This is a genomic window from Shinella sp. GW835-FHT14H05 (assembly GCF_058793575.1).
Genome location: NZ_JBXAFY010000001.1, coordinates 560,367 through 578,992, shown reverse-complemented (window position 1 = coordinate 578,992; position 18,626 = coordinate 560,367). Strand labels below are relative to the sequence as shown.

Here is an 18,626-nt window from a genome sequence, read left to right as displayed (position 1 = left end):
GTTCCGTTTCTGGCCCCCGTGGTAACGTCTGCCCCCGCCGATGGAAAGCCCCGTCTTTTGTGGGGTTTTCTCAGTTGGAGAGCGAATTTCCGAGATAGCGCTTCAAGGTTTTGCGCGTGCCGTCGCGCTGGAGAGATGTCAGGGCGTTGGCGAAGCGCTTCTGGAACAGGTCCGACTGCGCGACGGCGCCGAAAATGTCGTCAAGCGCGAGGAAGGCCTGGGGGTTGTCCTTCGCGGCACTTGCGGCGGCCTGGATGCGGTCGGCATTGGGATCGTTGAGGGGGATCGGCTTGCCGCTGTCCGTGGTGCCGGCGAGATAATGGCACCAGAGCGCGGAGACCAGCGCAAGGCCGGTAACGTCCTCGCCGCGGGCAAGGCGGTCGGCGGTGGACGGCAGGATAAACTTCGGCTGGCGGTTGGAGCCGTCCTGCGCGAGGCGCGGGATCGTGTCGGCGATCTTCGGGTTCGAGAAGCGGCGTTCGATCAGCGCGAAATAGTCGTTGAGGTCGGTGTCGGGCACCGGCGGGATGACGGGGATGATTTCCTCGCGCTCCAGCTTGGCGAGGAAGGCGCGGATATCCGCATCCTCCATCGCCTCGTGCACGAAGTGGATGTCGAGCAGGGCGGCGGGATAGGCGATCGCCGCATGGCCGCCGTTGAGGATGCGGATCTTCATGTGCTCGTAGGGCGCGACGTCGGGCACGAACTGCACGCCGACCTTTTCCAGCTCCGGGCGGCCTTCCGGGAAATTGTCCTCCAGCACCCATTGCTTGAACTCTTCGCAGAACACCGGCCATTGGTCGTCGATTTCGTAGTCGTCGGCGACAATGGAGATTTCGCGTGCACCCGTCGCCGGCGTAATGCGGTCGACCATGCCGTTCGGGAAGGCGACATTGCCGTCGATCCAGTCGGCCAGATCAGGATCGGAAAGGCGCGCAAGGCCGGAGACGGCGGCATGCGTCACCTCGCCATTGCCGGGAATGTTGTCGCAGGACATCACGGTATAGGGGGGGATGTCCTTGTCGCGACGGGCCTTGAGGCCGGCGAGGATGAGGCCGAAGACAGTCTTCGGATCGGCCGGATTTGCGGCATCGGCGGCGATGGCCGGATGGCTCGGGTCGAAATGGCCGGAGGCCGGATTGATGAAATAGCCGCCTTCGGTGATGGTGAGCGACACGATGCGGATCGCAGGATCGGTGAGCTGGGCAATGGTCGCCGCCGCATTGCCGGGGGCGAGGTAGCCGGTCATCGCGCCGGTGACGCGGGCACCGGAGCGGTTGTTGTCCTGCTCGACGACGGTCGTCAGGAAGTCCTGGCCTTCGAGCTTTGCCCGCATCGCCGCGTCGGACGGCAGGACACCGGCGCCGATGATCGCCCAGTCATGGTCGAGGCCGAGGTTGAACAGGTCGTCGAGATAGACCGCCTGGTGCGCCCGGTGGAAGTTGCCGACGCCGAAGTGCACGATGCCCGCCTTGAGGTCTTCGCGCCCGTAGGCCGGCACGCCCGCGGTCTTTGCGACATCCGTCAGGGTGGCGAGCGACAGTTTCGTGGTCATGGTCCATTCCTTCCGGTTGTCCGGTCTCTGCTTCGTGCCGGGGCCTCGCGATGCGCGTGCGGCCCCGGCTCGTTCTGGTGTGCCTCAGCGGATGGCCAGGCCCTTGTCGTCGAAACGATGGATGCGGCCCTCTTCCGGCGTCAGGTAGACGGTGTCGCCATGGGTGACGGGGAAGTCGCCGCCGGCGCGCACCGTCATCATGCCGATGCCCTCGGCATTGACGTGCAGGAAGGTGTCGGAACCGAGATGTTCGGCGACGCCGACGAGACCCTTCCAGGTGCCGCTCTCCTTGGAGAGCTTCAGGTGTTCCGGGCGGATGCCGACGGTGGGGGCGTTCCACGGCTTGGCCGCCTCGCCCTTGACAAAGTTCATGCGCGGCGAACCGATGAAGCCGGCGACGAAGAGGTTGTCGGGCTTGTTGTAGAGGTCGAGCGGCGAGCCGACCTGCTCGATATTGCCGGCGTTGAGCACCACGATCTTGTCGGCCATGGTCATGGCTTCCACCTGGTCGTGGGTGACGTAGATCATCGTGGTCTTCAGCTGGTGGTGCAGCTCGCTGATCTCAAGCCGCATCGTGCCGCGCAGTGCCGCATCGAGGTTCGACAGCGGTTCGTCGAAAAGAAAGGCCGACGGTTCGCGCACGATCGCCCGGCCGATGGCCACGCGCTGGCGCTGACCGCCGGAAAGTTGACCCGGACGACGGTCGAGGTAGTTGGTGAGGTTCAGGACGCGTGCGGCGTCCGTCACCTTCTTGTCGATCGCTGCCTGGTCCATCTTCGCCATCTTCAGCGGGAAGGCGATGTTGTTGCGCACGCTCATATGCGGATAGAGCGCGTAGGACTGGAACACCATGGCAAGCCCGCGCCGTGCGGGCGCCTCGCCGGTGACGTCGCGCCCGTCGATCTCGATCGAGCCGCTGGTGGTGTCTTCAAGCCCAGCGATGAGGCGCAGCAGCGTGGACTTGCCGCAGCCGGACGGGCCGACGAAGACCACGAACTCGCCGTCCTCGATGGTGAGGTCGATGCCCGGAATGACCTGCGTCGCGCCGAAGCTCTTGTTGACTTTCTTCAGAATGATCTTGCCCATGATGGCTCCTCCCCGATCCTGGTCTTTACTTCACGGCGCCGAAGGTCAGGCCGCGGACAAGCTGCTTTTGCGAAAACCATCCCATGATGAGGATGGGGGCGATGGCGAGCGTGGAGGCTGCCGAGAGTTTCGCCCAGAACAGGCCCTGCGGGCTGGAGAACGATGCGATGAAGGCGGTCAGCGGCGCAGCGTTGGTCGTCGTCAGGCGGATCGTCCAGAAGGCCTCGTTCCAGGCGAGGATGATGTTGAGCAGCATGGTCGACGCGATGCCCGGCACCGCCATCGGCGTCAGCACGTAGACGATCTCGCCCCAGAGCGATGCGCCATCCATGCGGGCCGCCTCCAGGATCTCGCCCGGAATTTCGCGGAAGTAGGTGTAGAGCATCCAGATCACGATCGGCAGGTTAATCATGGTCAGCATGACGGTAAGGCCGATGCGGCTGTCGAGCAGGCCGAAGTCGCGGAACAGCAGGTAGATCGGCACCAGTACGGCGACGGCCGGCATCATCTTGGTGGAGAGCATCCACATCAGGATGTCCTTGGTCTTGGCGGTCGGCGAGAACGCCATCGACCAGGCGGCCGGCACGGCGATCAAAAGCGCCAGCAGCGTCGAGCCGAGCGACAGGATCACCGAGTTCAGGAAGAACTTGAAGTAGTTGCTCTGCGCCTGAACGGCCTGGTAGCTCTCGACCGTGCCGGACGGAACGATGTTGAAGCCCTGGATCGCCTCGGTTTCGGATTTGAACGAGGTGATGATCGTGTAGAGGATCGGGAAGAAGATGATCAGCGCGATGATCCAGGCGGCGATCGTGAAGACGACGGTTCTTCTCGTTGAAACGGCTCTAGCCATGATCTTGCTCCCTACTTGTCCAGGTTCTTGCCGACGGCGCGCATCAGGAAGAAGGCGACGATATTGGCGAGGATGACGGCGATGATGCCACCGGCGGAGGCGTCGCCGACGTCGTAGCCGAGAAGGGCCGTGCGGTAGATCAGGAACGGCAGGTTGGTGGACGCATAACCCGGTCCGCCATTCGTCGTGACGAGGATTTCCGCATAGACGCCGAGCAGGAAGATCGTCTGGATGAGGATGACGACCGTGATCGAGCGCGAGAGATGCGGCACCGTCAGGTAGATGAAGCGGGAAACGAAGCCGGCACCATCCATCTCGGCCGCTTCCTTCTGCTCGCCGTCGAGCGATTGCAGCGCGGTCAGCAGGATGAGCGTGGCGAAGGGCAGCCATTGCCAGGCGACGATGATGATGATCGAGAACAGCGGGTATTGCGCAAACCAGTCGACCGGCTGGAGACCAAGGGACCGGTTGATATCCGCAAGCACCCCGTATCCCGGATGCATGATCATGTTCTTCCAGACGAGGGCCGCCACCGGCGGCATGACGAAGAACGGCGAGATGATCATGATGCGCACGATCCCCTGCCCCCACATCGGCTGGTCGAGCAGCAGCGCAATCCCGATCCCGCCGATCACCGTGATCAGCAGCACCCCGCCGACGATCAGCAGCGTGTTCCAGATCGACTGGAAGAAGGCCGGATCGGTATAGAAATACTGATAGTTGAACAGCCCCGCCCAGCTGACATTCGCCGGGTTCAGGAGGTTGTAGTTCTGGAACGAAAACCACAGCGTCATCGCCAATGGCACGATCATCCAGATCAACAGCAACCCCACCGAGGGCGCCAACATCATCCGCGCTAAACCGCGCGTGTTCTCCGTCGCCATTGTCGTGACCTCCCTTTTCGCCGGCCGCTCCCCGCGCCGGACAGGCATCGCATCCATATTGGATAGAGCCCGAGTGCCGTTGTCACACGTTTTTTACAGTTCCGGCGCGGAATGGCCGCGCCGGATGCAAAGACCCCGTTTTCGGCTGCCCGGAACGCATCCGGGCAGCCTGTCCTTGGGGAGGAGGTTTACTTGATGTAGCCGGCGCGGGTCATTTCGCGGGTGGTGACCTGCTGTGCCTGGGCGAGCGCATCGTCGACCGTCATCTGGCCGGCAAGGGCTGCCGAGAAGAGCTGGCCGACCGTCGTGCCGAGACCCTGGAATTCAGGGATGGCCACGAACTGCACGCCGACATAGGGCACCGGCTTGACGGCCGGGTTCTTCGGATCGGCGGCGTCGATCGAGTCGAGCGTCATCTTGGCGAACGGAGCCGCCTTCTGGTACTCGGCGTTTTCATAGAGCGACTTGCGCGTGCCCGGAGGCACGTTTGCCCAGCCTTCCTTCTCGGCGACAAGAGCGGCATATTCCTTGCTGGTTGCCCAGGCGATGAACTTTTCTGCCGCTTCGGTCTTCTGCGAACCTGCCGGGATGGCGAGGTTCCAGGCCCAGAGCCAGTTGCCGCGCTTGCCGAGGCCCGTGTCGGGAGCAAGAGCGAAACCGACCTTGTCGGCGACCGTCGATTCCTTCGGGTTCGTTACGAAGGATGCGGCGACCGTGGCGTCGATCCACATGCCGCACTTGCCCTGCTGGAAGAGCGCAAGGTTCTCATTGAAGCCGTTGGAGGACGCGCCCTGCGGGCCGGCGTCGGTCATCAGCTTGACGTACATGTCGAGCGTGTTCTTCCATTCCGGCTGGTCGAACTGCGGCACCCACTTTTCGTCGAACCAGCGGGCGCCGAAGGCGTTGGACGTGGCGGTCAGGAACGCCATGTTCTCGCCCCAGCCGGCCTTGCCGCGAAGGCAGATGCCGTTGATGCCGGCCGCGCGGTCGGTCATCTTGCGGGCCGCGTCACCGATGAACTCCCAGGTGGGAGCGTCGGGCATGGTGAGCCCGGCCTTCTCGATCAGGTCCTTGCGGTACATGACCATCGAGCTTTCGCCGTAGAAGGGTGCTGCATAGAGCTTGCCGTCGTCGCCCGTCAGACCGGCGCGAATGGCCGGCAGCAGGTCGTCGACGTCATATTCGGCACCGAGATTGTCGAGCGGCACCAGCCAGCCCTGCTTGGCCCAGATCGGAACCTCGTAGGTGCCGATCGTCATGATGTCGTACTGACCGCCCTTGGTCGCGACATCGGTCGTGACGCGCTCACGCAGCACGTTTTCCTCGAGCGTGACCCACTCGAGCTGAATGTCCGGGTTTTTCGTCGTGAAGGCTTCCGTCAGGCCCTGCATGCGCACCATGTCGCCATTGTTGACGGTGGCGATGGTCAGCGTTTCGGCGTTGGCGAAACCGCACAGGAGAGCAGCCGAGCTGACGCCCAGCAGAAGGGTTCTCAAATTCATCATCTTCCTCCCAGAAGGGTTTTGAGCATTTGCTTCGCTCATGAGCAATTACCCATAAATTGCCATGATAAGTCAACGCGAATCGTTGCTGCACCGCACAAAGCGGAGCAATGCTCATTGAATTTCATGGGAAATTTCTGTGTGGAGACCCGCTCGGCTCAAGCCGAAAGCAGGTGGCGCGCGGTCGACTCATCGGTGATGACGCCGTTGATCATGCCGCCGCGCAGCGCCGAAAGCAGGGCGAGATGCTTGCGCTTGCCCTTGGCCAGCCCGATCACCGTCGTCGTCTCACGCGGCGGCAGCGGCACGGAGGCGACACGCTCGTTGATGCTGCCTTCGAGCAGCTTGCCGTCCCGGTCGAACATCCAGCCGCAGATCTCGCCCGCGGCGCCCTCCTCCATCAGCCGCGCCATCTCCTCCGGATCGAGGAAACCATCGAGGCAAAGCGGCGCATCCGCGCCGAGCTCGCCGATACCGACGAAGGCGACGTCCGCCTCGCGGCCGAGCCGCAAGGTGGACTGCACGAGGCTCTGCTTGTGCAGCAGGTCGCGCTCCTCGGTGGAGGAGACGAGCACCGGCAACGGCATCGGATAGTGCCGCGCCTTCACCGCATCGGCCATGGAGAAGATGACGTTGTAATAGGCAGCCGACCCGTCCGGCCCGATATTGCCGGTCAGCGACATGATGCGATGCTGCGGACATTCCATGGTCGGCAGCTGGTCGATCGCCGCCTTCAGCGTGCGCCCCGTACCAACCGCCAGCACGATCGGATCGGTCTTCTTCAGCCAGCGCTCGATTTCCGCCGCACCCGCCTCCGCAATGCCGATCGTCGTGGACGAGGAACCCGGATCGCTCGGCACGATATCGACATGCACCAGCCCGAATTTCTTGCGCAGCGCTTCGCCGAGTTCCAGGCATTCGGCGATCGGATGATCGAGCCGCACCTTGATCAGGCGCTCGGCGACGGCGAGCGACACGAGGCGCTGCGCCGACTGGCGGGAAATGCCCATGGCGGACGCGATCTCGTCCTGCGTGCGGCCCGCGACGTAATAGAGCCAGCCAGCCCTCGCCGCATCGTCCAGCCGCCCGGCTGTCTCCGTCCGCTTCGCCATGGTTTTCCCCGATTGTTTCAAACGATTTGCTGCATCTTTTCACGCCCTCTGTCAAACGTCACATGATGCCGCAGCAGGGACAGCCTCCGGCATGCGTTACCAGCAATGCGCTGAAAACATAACTTAAAATCTCATGTTTTTGCGCGCTGGACCGCCTGAGAAACCGGCATTTCTCCGTAAATTTTACCGTTTGATAAAAAAATAAACCTGAGTTACCGTTCTGTCATTCAAAAGCCCACGCGAATGGGAGAATAACATGGGAACGACGCAATCTGGGATCCATCGGGGGCGACTTGCGCCCGCCGAATACGAGACGAATTTTTCCGACCTCCATCCGCGCCTCGACGACCATGAGGCGCTGGTCGCGGCAGACCGCTGCTACTTCTGTCATGACGCGCCGTGCATGACGGCCTGTCCCACCTCCATCGACATTCCGCTGTTCATCCGCCAGATCTCGACCGGCAACCCGATCGGCTCGGCGAAGACGATCTTCGACCAGAACATCCTCGGCGGCATGTGCGCCCGCGTCTGTCCCACCGAGACGCTGTGCGAACAGGCCTGCGTGCGCAACACCGCCGAACACCGCCCCGTCGAGATCGGCCGCCTGCAACGCTACGCGACCGACGTGGCGATGACGGAGAACAAGCACTTTTACGAGCGTGCCGCGCGCACCGGCAAGGCGATCGCCGTCGTCGGCGCCGGCCCGGCCGGCCTCGCCGCAGCCCACCGCCTCGCCATGAACGGCCATGACGTCGTCGTCTTCGATGCGCGCGAAAAGGCCGGCGGCCTCAACGAATACGGCATCGCCACCTACAAGGCGGTCGACGATTTCGCGCAGAAGGAAGTCGATTATGTGCTGGCGATCGGCGGCATCGAGGTGAAGAACGGCCTGAAGCTCGGCCGCGATTTCTCGCTCGCCGACCTCACCGCCAATTTCGACGCCGTCTTCCTCGGCATGGGCCTTGCCGGCGTCAACGCCTTGCGCGCCGAGGGCGAAACGCTGCCGGGCGTCGTCGACGCCGTTGATTTCATCGCGGAGCTGCGCCAGGCCGAGGACAAGGCCGCCATTCCGATCGGCCGCCGCGTCGTCGTCATCGGTGGCGGCATGACGGCGGTGGATGCCGCCGTACAGGCGAAGCTGCTCGGCGCGGAGGAAGTGACCATCTGCTACCGCCGCGGCAAGGAGCACATGAACGCCTCCGAATTCGAGCAGGACCTCGCGGCCTCCAAAGGCGTGATGATCCGCCACTGGCTCCAGCCGAAGCGGGTCATCGCCAAGGACGGCCATGTCGCCGGCATCGAGGTGGAATATACCGAGATGCGCGACGGCACGCTCACCGGCACCGGCGAGACCGGCGTTCTCGCCGCCGACCAGATCTTCAAGGCGATCGGCCAGACCTTCGAAGCCTCCGGCCTCGGCTCGCTGGCGATGAGCGGCGGACGTATCGTCGTGGATTCCGAAGGCCGCACCTCCACCGCCAATGTCTGGGCAGGCGGCGACTGCGTGAAGGCCGGCGAAGACCTGACGGTCACCTCGGTGGCGCAAGGCCGCGATGCCGCCGATTCGATGAACCGCATGCTGGCCGCCGGTGCGCAGCCCGCCTTTGCCGTCGCTTGAGGGAGATGAGACATGGCTGATCTTCGCAACAACTTCGTCGGCATCAAATCGCCCAACCCATTCTGGCTCGCCTCCGCGCCGCCGACCGACAAGGCCTACAATGTCGAGCGCGCCTTCAAGGCGGGGTGGGGCGGCGTGGTCTGGAAGACGCTCGGCGAGGAAGGCCCGCCGGTCGTCAACGTCAACGGCCCGCGCTATGGCGCAATCTGGGGCGCCGACCGCCGGCTGCTCGGCCTGAACAACATCGAGCTCATCACCGACCGCGACCTCTACACCAACCTGCGCGAGATGAAGCAGGTCAAGATGAACTGGCCGGACCGGGCGCTGATCGCGTCCATCATGGTGCCCTGCGAGGAGGAGAGCTGGAAAGCGATCCTGCCGCTGGTGGAAGAGACCGGCGCCGACGGCATCGAGCTCAACTTCGGCTGTCCGCACGGTATGTCCGAGCGCGGCATGGGCGCCGCCGTCGGCCAGGTGCCGGAATATATCGAGATGGTCGTGCGCTGGTGCAAGCAGTACACGCGCATGCCCGTCATCACCAAGCTGACGCCGAATATCACCGACATCCGCAAGCCCGCCCGCGCCGCCAAGGCCGGCGGCACAGACGCCGTGTCGCTGATCAACACGATCAACTCGATCGTCTCCGTCGACCTCGACAATTTCGCGCCGAACCCGACGGTCGGCGGCAAGGGCACCCACGGCGGCTATTGCGGCCCGGCGGTAAAACCCATTGCCCTCAACATGGTGGCCGAGATCGCCCGCGATCCGGAAACCTACGGCATGCCGATCTCCGGCATCGGCGGCATCACGACCTGGCGCGACGCGGCGGAATTCCTCGTTCTCGGCAGCGGCAACGTGCAGGTCTGCACGGCGGCCATGACCTACGGCTTCAAGATCGTGCAGGAAATGATCACCGGCCTGTCCTCCTGGATGGACGCCAAGGGCCACCGCGACCTGGACGACATCTGCGGCCGCGCCGTGCCCAATGTCACCGACTGGCAGTATCTCAACCTCAACTACATCGCCAAGGCCAAGATCGACCAGGACGCCTGCATCAAATGCGGCCGCTGCCACATCGCCTGCGAGGACACCTCGCACCAGGCGATCACGCAGTTCGTCAACGGTGTCAGGCACTTCGAGGTGATGGAAGACGAGTGCGTCGGCTGCAATCTCTGCGTCAACGTCTGCCCGGTGGAAAACTGCATCACCATGGTCGGCCTCGAACCCGGCGTCCTCGACCAGCGCACCGGCAAGCCCGTCGATCCCAACTACGCCAACTGGACGACCCACCCGAACAACCCGATGGCCAAGCAGGCCGCGGAGTAACCTTCTGCCACAGATCGATCGCAGGACTTCGCGTTCTGCGATCGATGCTTGTGGTAGGGACGTCAGCGTTTTCTCAAGATCGGGAAGACCATTCCGAATGTTATGCTGGCGATTGCGATCATCTGGAAAGGCGTCAGTGTTTCACCGAGCACCGCCATGCCGGCCACCGCCGTCGCCACCGGAATGCACGGCATGAACAGCGAAGCCTGTTGCGGGCCAAGTTGACGAACCACGTAGGTGTAGAGCACCACCGCAACCGCACCGGCAAGAAAACCCTGGATCACCAGTTGCGTGGCGATCTCGGCCACGGATGCCGATGCCAGCCCGCTCGGCGCCAGGGCGTGCAGCAAGGGAAGCGGCAGGCAGGAAAACAGGACGACAGCGATCGTCGTGGTCACCGCTTCGAGCGACCAGAGCCTCACCAGCACCGCATAGACCGCAAACATGATCCCCGATCCCGCAAACAGCAGATCGCCGCGCAACGTGTCGCCTGCGACGGCGCCTGCGTGGAAAACGAACAGCAGCAAGCCGACGATGACCGCGACAATGCCGACCATGCGCGCGCCGGAAACCTTGTCCTTGAACACGATGCGCGAGAACAGGAAGGAGAAGAACAGAATGGAGGCGGGCGACAGGGCGGCGGCGTGGCTCGCCGGTGCATATGCAAGCCCCTGATTGATGATCAGCGGATAAGGCAACCCGGTCAAAATGGCCAAGGGAACGGCCTTCCGCCAGCCGAGCGCCCTCAGTTTTCCGGTGCCAGTCATCCATAACACCGGCAAAAAGACGAAAGCGGCACCGAGAAATCGCAGGCCCACAATATCGGCCGCCGTCAGGTGTTCGCGCAGGCTGAAACGGGCGGCAACGAACTGGATGGTGGTGATTGCAACGAACACAATGCCCGCCAGAATGGCCAGCCGCTTGCTGCCGGCATTGTCTCCGATCGTCGCGATATGCACGTTTGCCTCCCTCGTGGCGGGACGGGCCTTGGCCCGTGACAATCACATGCTATTGCTCACTCGTGCGCGGCTAAATATACTGAATTCCTGCGTTTGAAGTGAAAATCACCATCTACCGGATGATATAGCGTGAATCATGAACTTGCCGATCTCGACACGATCGACCGCAGCCTGCTGAGGCTGCTTCAGGAAGACGGCCGCCGCACCACGCTCGAACTGGCGAACCGGGTCGGCCTGTCGCCGACTGGCGCCAGCCAGCGTGTCAAGCGGCTGTTTCGCGAGGGTTATATCAAAGCCGTCAGGGCGATCCTCGACCCAAAGAAGATCGGCCGCGGCACGGTGGTGTTCATACAGGTCCGCCTCGACCACACGGCACCGCATATTTTCGAGCGGTTTTCCGATGCGATCTCGAAGGCGCCGGAAGTGCTGGAATGCCACATGGTCATCGGCGGCTTCGACTATCTCGTGAAAGCGAGAATTGCCGACATGTCGCTGTTTCAGGATTTTCTGGAGCGGGTGATCCTGCCTTTGCCCGGTGTCAGGGAGACCCACACCTACGCATCGGTGGGGGATGTAAAGCCCGACGCCGTGCTGCCGATTTAGTCATAGCCGGAACTCACCCGAAGAGGCTGAAACTCTGCCCCGCGCTGTACGCCAAAAGCGCCAGCCCGGCAAAATACACGATCGTCAGCACCACCATCACGTAGCCGCCCAGCACCACCAACCCGTCGCGCTGCGAAATGCCGGCGGCGAGCAGCAGGATGGCGACGCCGGGCAGCGTGTTGGAGAAGGGAATGAGACCGAGCGGCGCCATGAGCAGGAGACCCGCCCCCATGAGCACCAGACCGTTGACGCGGTTCATCACCGCGCCGGAGGTAAGCCCGATCAGACGCGGCTTGAAGAACCGGTCGATCTTGCGCAGGAACTTGACGCCGCGCTCCAGCACCGGGCGCAGCTTGCCGCTTTCCAGCCGGCGGTCGGCGACCTTTTGCGGCAGCCAGGGCAGCCGGTTCAGCGTGATCGCGGCGCTGATCAGCACGATGCCGGCGCCGAACACCGTCGAAACGCCGGGAATGGAGACCGGAAACAGGAACGGCAGCGACAGGAAGGCGCAGAGCAGCAGCAGGCCGCTTTCGCCCATCATCGACAGCAGGTCGCGCAGCGTGATGTGCTCGCCCTTGATCGCGTGGATGATGTCTTCGAGCAACTCGCTCGTCTTACGGTCCGTGTCCTTGAAGCCGATGGCTGACGTCATTGCATGTCCTCTTCTGTGCCGTCGGATTTGGGCGAGAATTGCGGCAATCCTGTGTGGAGTGGCGCAGAACGGCAACGCGGTCTATGACCGTGCCGCAGGCGAGACCATAGGATCATTTTCTTGACGAAGCGTATGCCGGCCCGGGCGGGCCTCAGTGTTCATGCCACAGGCCGCGAAAAGCTCAAAGGCCATATCGCCATGCTGCTCTTCGCGGTGCTGATCGCCGGGTCCTTCTCCTTCGGCGGGCTCGCGGCGCGCACCATGGAGGCCGAGCCGCTGACGCTCTGGCGCTACCTCATGACGATCGTCGTCATGGCCGCCCTCGCCTTCGGTGTCTTCAAGGTTCCGCTCGCCTTGCCGAAACAGGCCTGGCGTTTCCTTCTTCTCGGCGGCCTGATCGCGCTCTACATGCTGACCATGTTCTGGGCGCTGGAATTTACGAGCCCCATCGCCACCGGTGCCGTCTTCACCCTGATGCCGCTGATGAGCGCCGGCTTTGCGCTGCCGGTGCTGGGCCAGCGGACACGGCCGGGCGTTCTCGCCGGCCTGCTCATTGCCGCCGCGGGTGCGGTCTGGGTCATCTTCCGCGGCAATGTCGACGCCATCCTCGCCTTCGACGTGGGCACCGGCGAGATGATCTTCTTTGCCGGCGTCATCTGCCACGCGCTCTACGTGCCGCTGATCCGCCGCTTCGACCGCGGCGAACCCGCCGTCGCCTTCGGTTTCTGGGTCACTGTGGGTGCCGCTCTCTGGCTGATACCGCCGGGCATACGCGGCCTTGTCGAGACGGATTTTTCCGCGCTGCCGCTCGCCGTCTATGCCGCCGTCACCTATCTCGCGGTCGTCACAACAGCCGGCACCTTCCTGCTCCTGCAATATGCCTCAATGCGCTTGCCGGCCTCGAAAGTGCTCGGCTACGGTTACCTTACGCCGAGCTTCATCATCCTGCTCGAAGGCCTTCTTGGCCACGGCTGGGCGAGCCCGCAGGTCGCCCTCGGCGCGCTCATCACGGCCTGCGGCCTCGCCTTGATGGCCTTCCTGCCCGACTGATTTTTCTGGGAACGATCTTCCGTCTCGTGCGTTCGGGCCCCGTTGGGGCGCACGGAAAATAATGACGGAGCGCATATTTTGAAGCGGTTTGACATCATAGATGGCATGCGGGGCTACTTCCTCGTCTTCATGCTCATCAACCACCTGATCTTCGTCGGCGGCTACTGGATGATGGAGGTCAACCACCGTCAGTTCGCCTTTGTCGAGGATGCCCAGGGCTTCGTCTTCCTCTCCGGCCTGCTGATCGGCATGGTCTATGCCCGCAAGATGCTGAAATACGGCTATGACGTCGGGCGCCAGCTCATCCGCAACCGCGCCTTCGAACTCTACCGCTACGCCATGGGCACGGTGATGGTCATTCTCGTCGTCCAGATGGTGCTGCCCGATGCCTACCGGCTCTGGTACAACTGGCTCGGCACGACGAATTTCGACGAGCCCCTGAGGCTGGTGGCAATCGCCACCTTCCTGTTCCAGCCGACCTTCATGGATATCCTGCCGCAATATATCGTCTACATGCTCTTCGCGCCGCCGCTCGTCTGGCTATGCCTGCGCGGGAAATGGGCGCATGTGCTGGCGGGCTCGCTGATCGTCTGGATGGCCGCACAGCTCGGCCTGCAACGCTTCGTCACCGATCCGCTGCACACCTTCTTCACGGGCTCGGATGGCCAGGGCATCCGCACGAGCTTCAATCTGCTCGGCTGGCAGATCGTCTTCTTCTCCGCTCTGGTGATCGGCGCGCTGACGGCGCAGAACAAGATCGACTGGGAGCGCATCTTCTCGCCGGAAAAGACGCTGCTGCCGAAGGCCGCACTTGCCATCTGCCTGTTCTTCCTGCCGTTGCGCATCGTCACGGCCTGGGACCTGCTGCCGCAATCCGTGCTCGACAAGTTCGCGACGATGGAAATCCGCGCGGATTTCGGCCCGGTCTACCTCATCAACTTCGCGGCCGTCGCAATCGGCCTCACCTGGCTGCTGATCGCCGGCCCGAAACACCACAATCTATGGGTCCGCAAGCTGGCGGGCGGCGTCACCGCCGTGTTCACGCTCCGCTTCCTGCGCCTGCTCGGCCGCCATTCGCTGCAGGTCTATGTCTGGCATGTCGCCATCGTCTACGCGGTCTATTACGCTGATGGCCGCTCGCCCGAATTGTCGCAGCTCACAAAGACTATGATCGCCGTCACCGGCATTGCGCTTCTCGCCCTGCCCGCCCTCTGGCGCGAACGCGAGGAGATCGCCGCCAGCCTGTTCGGCCCGCCGAAAGCGGAGCCTGCAAAAGAAACTAGGCCGGCTGCTCGCTGACATGCAGTCCGGTCAGGAAGAGCTGTTCGAGGAAGCGTGCCGCATCCTCGAACCGCCCGTCGCCGGCATGACCTTGCCCCAGCACCGCGCGCACCTGCACGTCGAAGTCGGCATAATGCTGGGTGGTCGACCAGATCGAGAAGATCAGGTGGTAGGGATCGCATTTGGCGATCTTGCCCGCCTTCGCCCAGACGCGGATGACCTCCGCCTTCTCGTCGACGAGAGACTTTAGCGGCCCCTTCAGCTCGTCCTCGATGTTCGGCGCGCCCTGTAGGATTTCATTGGCGAAAAGCCGGCTTTCGCGCGGGAAATCCCGCGCCATTTCCAGCTTGCGGCGAATGTAGCTGCGGATTTCCGACACCGGATTGCCCTCTGCATCGAATTCGCGCAGCGGATCGAGCCAGGTATCGAGCACGCGGGTGATCAGCGCCCGATGCATGGCCTCCTTGGTGCGGAAATAATAGAGCAGGTTCGGCTTCGACATGCCGGCCACTTCGGCGATCTGGTCGACGGTCGCACCGCGAAAGCCGTGGAGCGAAAACACCTCCAGCGCCGCCTCGAGGATCTGCTCCTCCTTCGCCTCCTGGATGCGTGTGCGCCGTTGTGTCCTGGCCGCCCTCGGTAATGCCATCGTGCTCCCCCCGGCCTTGACCGTCGATCCGGAAAAGTGCCGCCAAATTCACCAGTTTAACCAGCCGCCATTTTCTTGGGCGCACCCATATGCTTTTTGGTTTTTCGGCTTGAGTGCCACAACGGAAGCTGTAATGTTTACCAACCGGTCAAATTATCAGACAGTTATCAAGTAAAGGCAACTGCTGATCGGAAGGCGCGAAAACAACAAGGGCGCCGCCAGCCGGTGGGAACGAAATGGGGCTGCAAAAGCCCGAAGACGTGGGAGCATAGGACATGGCCGCACCCGGCGAGAACATGCGTGTCAACGCGGACCGCCTGTGGGATTCCCTCATGGACATGGCGAAGATCGGCCCCGGCATTGCCGGCGGCAACAACCGCCAGACGCTGACCGATTCCGACGCCGAAGGCCGCCGCCTGTTCCAGGCCTGGTGCGATGGCGCCGGCCTCGCCATGGGCGTCGACACGATGGGCAACATGTTCATGACGCGCGAGGGCACGGACCCGGACGCGCTGCCTGTCTATATCGGCTCGCATCTCGATACCCAGCCGACCGGCGGCAAATATGACGGCGTGCTCGGGGTGCTGGCCGGCCTCGAAGTCGTGCGCTCGCTGAACGATCTCGGCATCAGGACGAAGCACCCGATCGTCGTCACCAACTGGACGAACGAGGAAGGCGCACGCTTCGCTCCCGCCATGCTCGCCTCCGGCGTCTTCGCCGGCGTGCACAGCCAGGATTACGCCTATGCCCGCAAGGACCCGGACGGAAAGACCTTCGGCGACGAGCTGAAGCGCATCGGCTGGGTCGGTGATGAAGAGGTCGGTGCCCGCAAGATGCACGCCTATTTCGAATATCACATCGAGCAAGGCCCGATCCTCGAAGCGGAAAACAAGGATATCGGCGTCGTCACCCACTGTCAGGGCCTGTGGTGGCTGGAATTCACGCTGACCGGCCGCGAGGCGCATACCGGCTCGACGCCGATGACCATGCGCGTCAATGCCGGGCTTGCCATGTCGCGCATCCTCGAAATGGTGCAGACCGTCGCCATGGAAAACCAGCCGGGCGCCGTCGGTGGCGTCGGCCAGGTGTTCTTCTCGCCGAATTCGCGCAACGTGCTGCCCGGCAAGGTGGTCTTCACCGTCGACATCCGCTCGCCCGACCAGGCGAAACTGGACGGCATGCGCGCCCGCATCGAGGCTGAGGCGCCGAAGATCTGCGATGCGCTCGGCGTCGGCTGTTCCGTCGAGGCCGTCGGCCATTTCGACCCCGTCACCTTCGACCCCACACTGGTCGCAACCGTGCGCAAGGCCGCCGAAGACCTCGGCTACAGCCACATGAACCTCATCTCCGGCGCCGGCCACGACGCCTGCTGGACCGCCCGAGTGGCCCCCTCCACGATGATCATGTGCCCCTGCGTCGGCGGTCTCTCGCACAACGAGGCGGAAGACATCTCGAAGGAGTGGGCCGCCGCGGGTGCCGACGTGCTGCTCCACGCGGTGATCGAGACGGCGGGGATTGCGGAGTAATCCGTGACGGGCGGCCTCACGCTTTGCGTGCACAAACGATTCAAGACAGGGAACGAACCAAAATGAGCACAGTCATCAAGGGCGGAACCGTTGTCACCGCCGACCTCACCTACAAGGCGGACGTCAAGGTCGAGGGTGGGAAGATCGTCGAGATCGGGCCGGACCTTTCCGGCGACGAGGTGCTGGATGCGGCGGGCTGTTATGTCATGCCGGGCGGCATCGATCCGCATGTGCATCTCGAAATGCCCTTCATGGGCACCTATTCGGCGGATGATTTCGAGAGCGGCACACGGGCGGGCCTTGCCGGCGGCACGACCATGGTGGTCGATTTCTGCCTGCCCGATCCCGGCCAGTCGCTGCTCGATGCGCTGAAGCGCTGGGACAACAAGTCGACCCGCGCCAACTGCGACTATTCCTTCCACATGTCCGTGACCTGGTGGGGCGAGCAGGTCTTCGACGAGATGAAGGCCATCGTCGAGGAAAAGGGCATCAACACCTTCAAGCACTTCATGGCCTATAAGGGCGCCCTGATGGTGAACGACGACGAGATGTTCGCCTCGTTCCAGCGCTGCGCCGCCTTGGGCGCGCTCCCTCTCGTCCATGCGGAAAACGGCGACGTCGTCGCCGCCATGCAGGCCAAGCTGATGGATGAGGGCAACAATGGACCGGAAGGCCATGCCTATTCGCGCCCGCCGTCGGTCGAAGGCGAGGCGACGAACCGCGCCATCATCATCGCCGACATGGCGGGCGCGCCGCTCTATGTCGTGCACACCTCCTGCGAACAGGCGCACGAGGCCATCCGTCGCGCTCGGCAGAACGGCATGCGGGTCTATGGCGAGCCGCTGATCCAGCACCTGACGCTCGACGAGAGCGAATATTTCAACAAGGACTGGGACCATTCGGCGCGCCGCGTCATGAGCCCGCCCTTCCGCAACAAGCAGCACCAGGATTCGCTCTGGGCGGGCCTTGCGAGTGGTTCGTTGCAAGTGGTCGCGACCGACCATTGTGCCTTCACCACCGACCAGAAGCGCACCGGCGCCGGCGATTTCCGCAAGATCCCCAACGGCACCGGCGGCCTGGAAGACCGCATGCCGATGCTCTGGACCAACGGCGTCAATACCGGCCGCCTCACCATGAACGAGTTCGTCGCCGTCACCTCGACCAACATCGCCAAGATCCTCAACGTCTACCCGAGGAAAGGCGCAATCCTCGTCGGCGCCGATGCGGATATCGTCGTGTGGGACCCGAAGCGCTCGAAAACCATCTCCGCCAGGAGCCAGCAATCCTCGATCGACTATAACGTCTTCGAAGGCGAGGAGGTCGTGGGCCTGCCGCGCTACACGCTGACGCGCGGCGTCGTGGCAATCGAGGAAAGCACCGTAAAAACCCGCGAGGGCCACGGCCAGTTCGTCAAGCGCGAACCCTTCACGGCGGTCAACAAGGCATTGTCGACTTGGAAGGAAATCACCGCGCCGCGCAAGGTCGAGCGCAGCGGCATTCCGGCGAGCGGCGTCTGATGCGCGCCGGCCGCCTGCTCCCCGTCCTCCTTCTCGGCACCGCTCTCGCCGGCCCGGCGGTGGCGGCGGCCGACATCGTCGACGGTTCCTACGGCAACAAGGAAGGCTGCCAATATGCGGCGACCGGCGATTCGTCCGGCGCCGATTTCTTCTTCCTCTTGAACAAGGACGGCGTCACCACGGCGGCCTCCTATTGCGAATTCAAGGGCGAGGCAAAACAGGTGGGCGGTGCCACGGTGGTGCCTGCGGAGTGCCATGAAGAAGGCTACGAGGAGACGACGCCCTACGATCTGACACTGACGCCGGAGAATGGCGGCTACACGATCAGCTTTCCGGACGGCACGCGCTGGGGGCCGATCATGCGGTGCGAAAAGTGACGGTCGGAGGGCGTAGATATACCCCTCTCTGTCCTGTCGGACATCTCCCCCTCAAGGGGGGAGATCGGCTGGCTGCACC

At 63.3% G+C, this 18,626-nt stretch carries 17 protein-coding genes; 8 read left to right on the top strand and 9 right to left on the bottom strand.

What is annotated here, in order from left to right; all coding sequences use genetic code 11:
• Nucleotides 1-70 precede the first annotated feature (70 nt).
• From AC1Q6Z_RS02760 to AC1Q6Z_RS02735, 6 genes are all read right to left on the bottom strand, one after another.
• Nucleotides 71-1,555, bottom strand: a complete 1,485-nt coding sequence (locus tag AC1Q6Z_RS02760) for a mannitol dehydrogenase family protein (RefSeq protein ID WP_492646643.1) — start codon at nucleotides 1,553-1,555, stop codon at nucleotides 71-73.
• 84 nt (nucleotides 1,556-1,639) lie between these two features.
• Nucleotides 1,640-2,641 carry an ABC transporter ATP-binding protein gene (locus AC1Q6Z_RS02755; RefSeq protein ID WP_256121102.1) on the bottom strand — a complete coding sequence of 334 codons (1,002 nt, stop codon included), beginning with the start codon at nucleotides 2,639-2,641 and terminating at the stop codon, nucleotides 1,640-1,642.
• Nucleotides 2,642-2,666: 25 nt separating this feature from the next.
• Nucleotides 2,667-3,491, bottom strand: a complete 825-nt coding sequence (locus AC1Q6Z_RS02750; RefSeq protein ID WP_256121101.1) for a carbohydrate ABC transporter permease — start codon at nucleotides 3,489-3,491, stop codon at nucleotides 2,667-2,669.
• Between the two features lie 11 nt (nucleotides 3,492-3,502).
• Nucleotides 3,503-4,375, bottom strand: coding sequence for a carbohydrate ABC transporter permease (locus AC1Q6Z_RS02745; RefSeq protein WP_492646642.1), 873 nt, complete (start codon nucleotides 4,373-4,375; stop codon nucleotides 3,503-3,505).
• Between the two features lie 188 nt (nucleotides 4,376-4,563).
• The gene (locus AC1Q6Z_RS02740; protein ID WP_492646641.1) at nucleotides 4,564-5,877 is read right to left on the bottom strand and encodes an ABC transporter substrate-binding protein; all 1,314 of its coding nucleotides are present in this window, start codon (nucleotides 5,875-5,877) and stop codon (nucleotides 4,564-4,566) included.
• A 158-nt stretch (nucleotides 5,878-6,035) separates the two neighbouring features.
• Nucleotides 6,036-6,989 carry a sugar-binding transcriptional regulator gene (locus AC1Q6Z_RS02735; RefSeq protein ID WP_256121098.1) on the bottom strand — a complete coding sequence of 318 codons (954 nt, stop codon included), beginning with the start codon at nucleotides 6,987-6,989 and terminating at the stop codon, nucleotides 6,036-6,038.
• Between the two features lie 256 nt (nucleotides 6,990-7,245).
• Between AC1Q6Z_RS02735 and AC1Q6Z_RS02730 the strand changes: the two genes are divergently transcribed.
• A complete protein-coding gene (locus AC1Q6Z_RS02730; protein ID WP_492646640.1) occupies nucleotides 7,246-8,607 on the top strand; it encodes an NAD(P)-dependent oxidoreductase in 1,362 nt (453 codons plus the stop codon).
• Nucleotides 8,608-8,619: 12 nt separating this feature from the next.
• A complete protein-coding gene (preA, locus tag AC1Q6Z_RS02725; RefSeq protein ID WP_256121096.1) occupies nucleotides 8,620-9,933 on the top strand; it encodes an NAD-dependent dihydropyrimidine dehydrogenase subunit PreA in 1,314 nt (437 codons plus the stop codon).
• 62 nt (nucleotides 9,934-9,995) lie between these two features.
• On the opposite strand, the gene AC1Q6Z_RS02720 is transcribed toward preA, so the two are convergent.
• The gene (locus AC1Q6Z_RS02720; RefSeq protein WP_492646639.1) at nucleotides 9,996-10,892 is read right to left on the bottom strand and encodes a DMT family transporter; all 897 of its coding nucleotides are present in this window, start codon (nucleotides 10,890-10,892) and stop codon (nucleotides 9,996-9,998) included.
• Nucleotides 10,893-11,021: 129 nt separating this feature from the next.
• On the opposite strand from AC1Q6Z_RS02720, the gene AC1Q6Z_RS02715 reads away from it, so the two are divergent.
• The gene (locus AC1Q6Z_RS02715) at nucleotides 11,022-11,495 is read left to right on the top strand and encodes an Lrp/AsnC family transcriptional regulator (RefSeq protein WP_435266117.1); all 474 of its coding nucleotides are present in this window, start codon (nucleotides 11,022-11,024) and stop codon (nucleotides 11,493-11,495) included.
• Between the two features lie 13 nt (nucleotides 11,496-11,508).
• Here the strand turns inward: AC1Q6Z_RS02715 and AC1Q6Z_RS02710 are convergent, their stop codons facing one another.
• On the bottom strand, nucleotides 11,509-12,147 hold the full coding sequence (locus AC1Q6Z_RS02710; protein WP_492646638.1) for an exopolysaccharide biosynthesis protein: 639 nt from the start codon (nucleotides 12,145-12,147) through the stop codon (nucleotides 11,509-11,511).
• Between the two features lie 120 nt (nucleotides 12,148-12,267).
• On the opposite strand from AC1Q6Z_RS02710, the gene AC1Q6Z_RS02705 reads away from it, so the two are divergent.
• Both AC1Q6Z_RS02705 and AC1Q6Z_RS02700 read left to right on the top strand, forming a co-directional pair.
• Nucleotides 12,268-13,197, top strand: coding sequence for a DMT family transporter (locus tag AC1Q6Z_RS02705; protein ID WP_492646637.1), 930 nt, complete (start codon nucleotides 12,268-12,270; stop codon nucleotides 13,195-13,197).
• Between the two features lie 78 nt (nucleotides 13,198-13,275).
• On the top strand, nucleotides 13,276-14,496 hold the full coding sequence (locus AC1Q6Z_RS02700; RefSeq protein WP_492646636.1) for an OpgC family protein: 1,221 nt from the start codon (nucleotides 13,276-13,278) through the stop codon (nucleotides 14,494-14,496).
• On the opposite strand, the gene AC1Q6Z_RS02695 is transcribed toward AC1Q6Z_RS02700, so the two are convergent.
• The gene (locus AC1Q6Z_RS02695) at nucleotides 14,477-15,127 is read right to left on the bottom strand and encodes a TetR family transcriptional regulator C-terminal domain-containing protein (protein WP_439616022.1); all 651 of its coding nucleotides are present in this window, start codon (nucleotides 15,125-15,127) and stop codon (nucleotides 14,477-14,479) included. The two genes, AC1Q6Z_RS02700 and AC1Q6Z_RS02695, sit on opposite strands and share 20 nt — an antisense overlap.
• A gap of 275 nt (nucleotides 15,128-15,402) precedes the next feature.
• On the opposite strand from AC1Q6Z_RS02695, the gene AC1Q6Z_RS02690 reads away from it, so the two are divergent.
• The 3 genes from AC1Q6Z_RS02690 to AC1Q6Z_RS02680 all read left to right on the top strand — a co-directional run bounded on the left by AC1Q6Z_RS02690 (nucleotide 15,403) and on the right by AC1Q6Z_RS02680 (nucleotide 18,547).
• On the top strand, nucleotides 15,403-16,653 hold the full coding sequence (locus AC1Q6Z_RS02690; RefSeq protein WP_492646635.1) for a Zn-dependent hydrolase: 1,251 nt from the start codon (nucleotides 15,403-15,405) through the stop codon (nucleotides 16,651-16,653).
• Nucleotides 16,654-16,715: 62 nt separating this feature from the next.
• Complete coding sequence (hydA, locus tag AC1Q6Z_RS02685; RefSeq protein WP_492646634.1) at nucleotides 16,716-18,170, top strand: dihydropyrimidinase; 1,455 nt, start codon at nucleotides 16,716-16,718, stop codon at nucleotides 18,168-18,170.
• The gene (locus AC1Q6Z_RS02680) at nucleotides 18,170-18,547 is read left to right on the top strand and encodes a hypothetical protein (RefSeq protein ID WP_492646633.1); all 378 of its coding nucleotides are present in this window, start codon (nucleotides 18,170-18,172) and stop codon (nucleotides 18,545-18,547) included. Before hydA ends, AC1Q6Z_RS02680 begins: the two co-directional genes overlap by 1 nt.
• Nucleotides 18,548-18,626 lie beyond the last annotated feature (79 nt).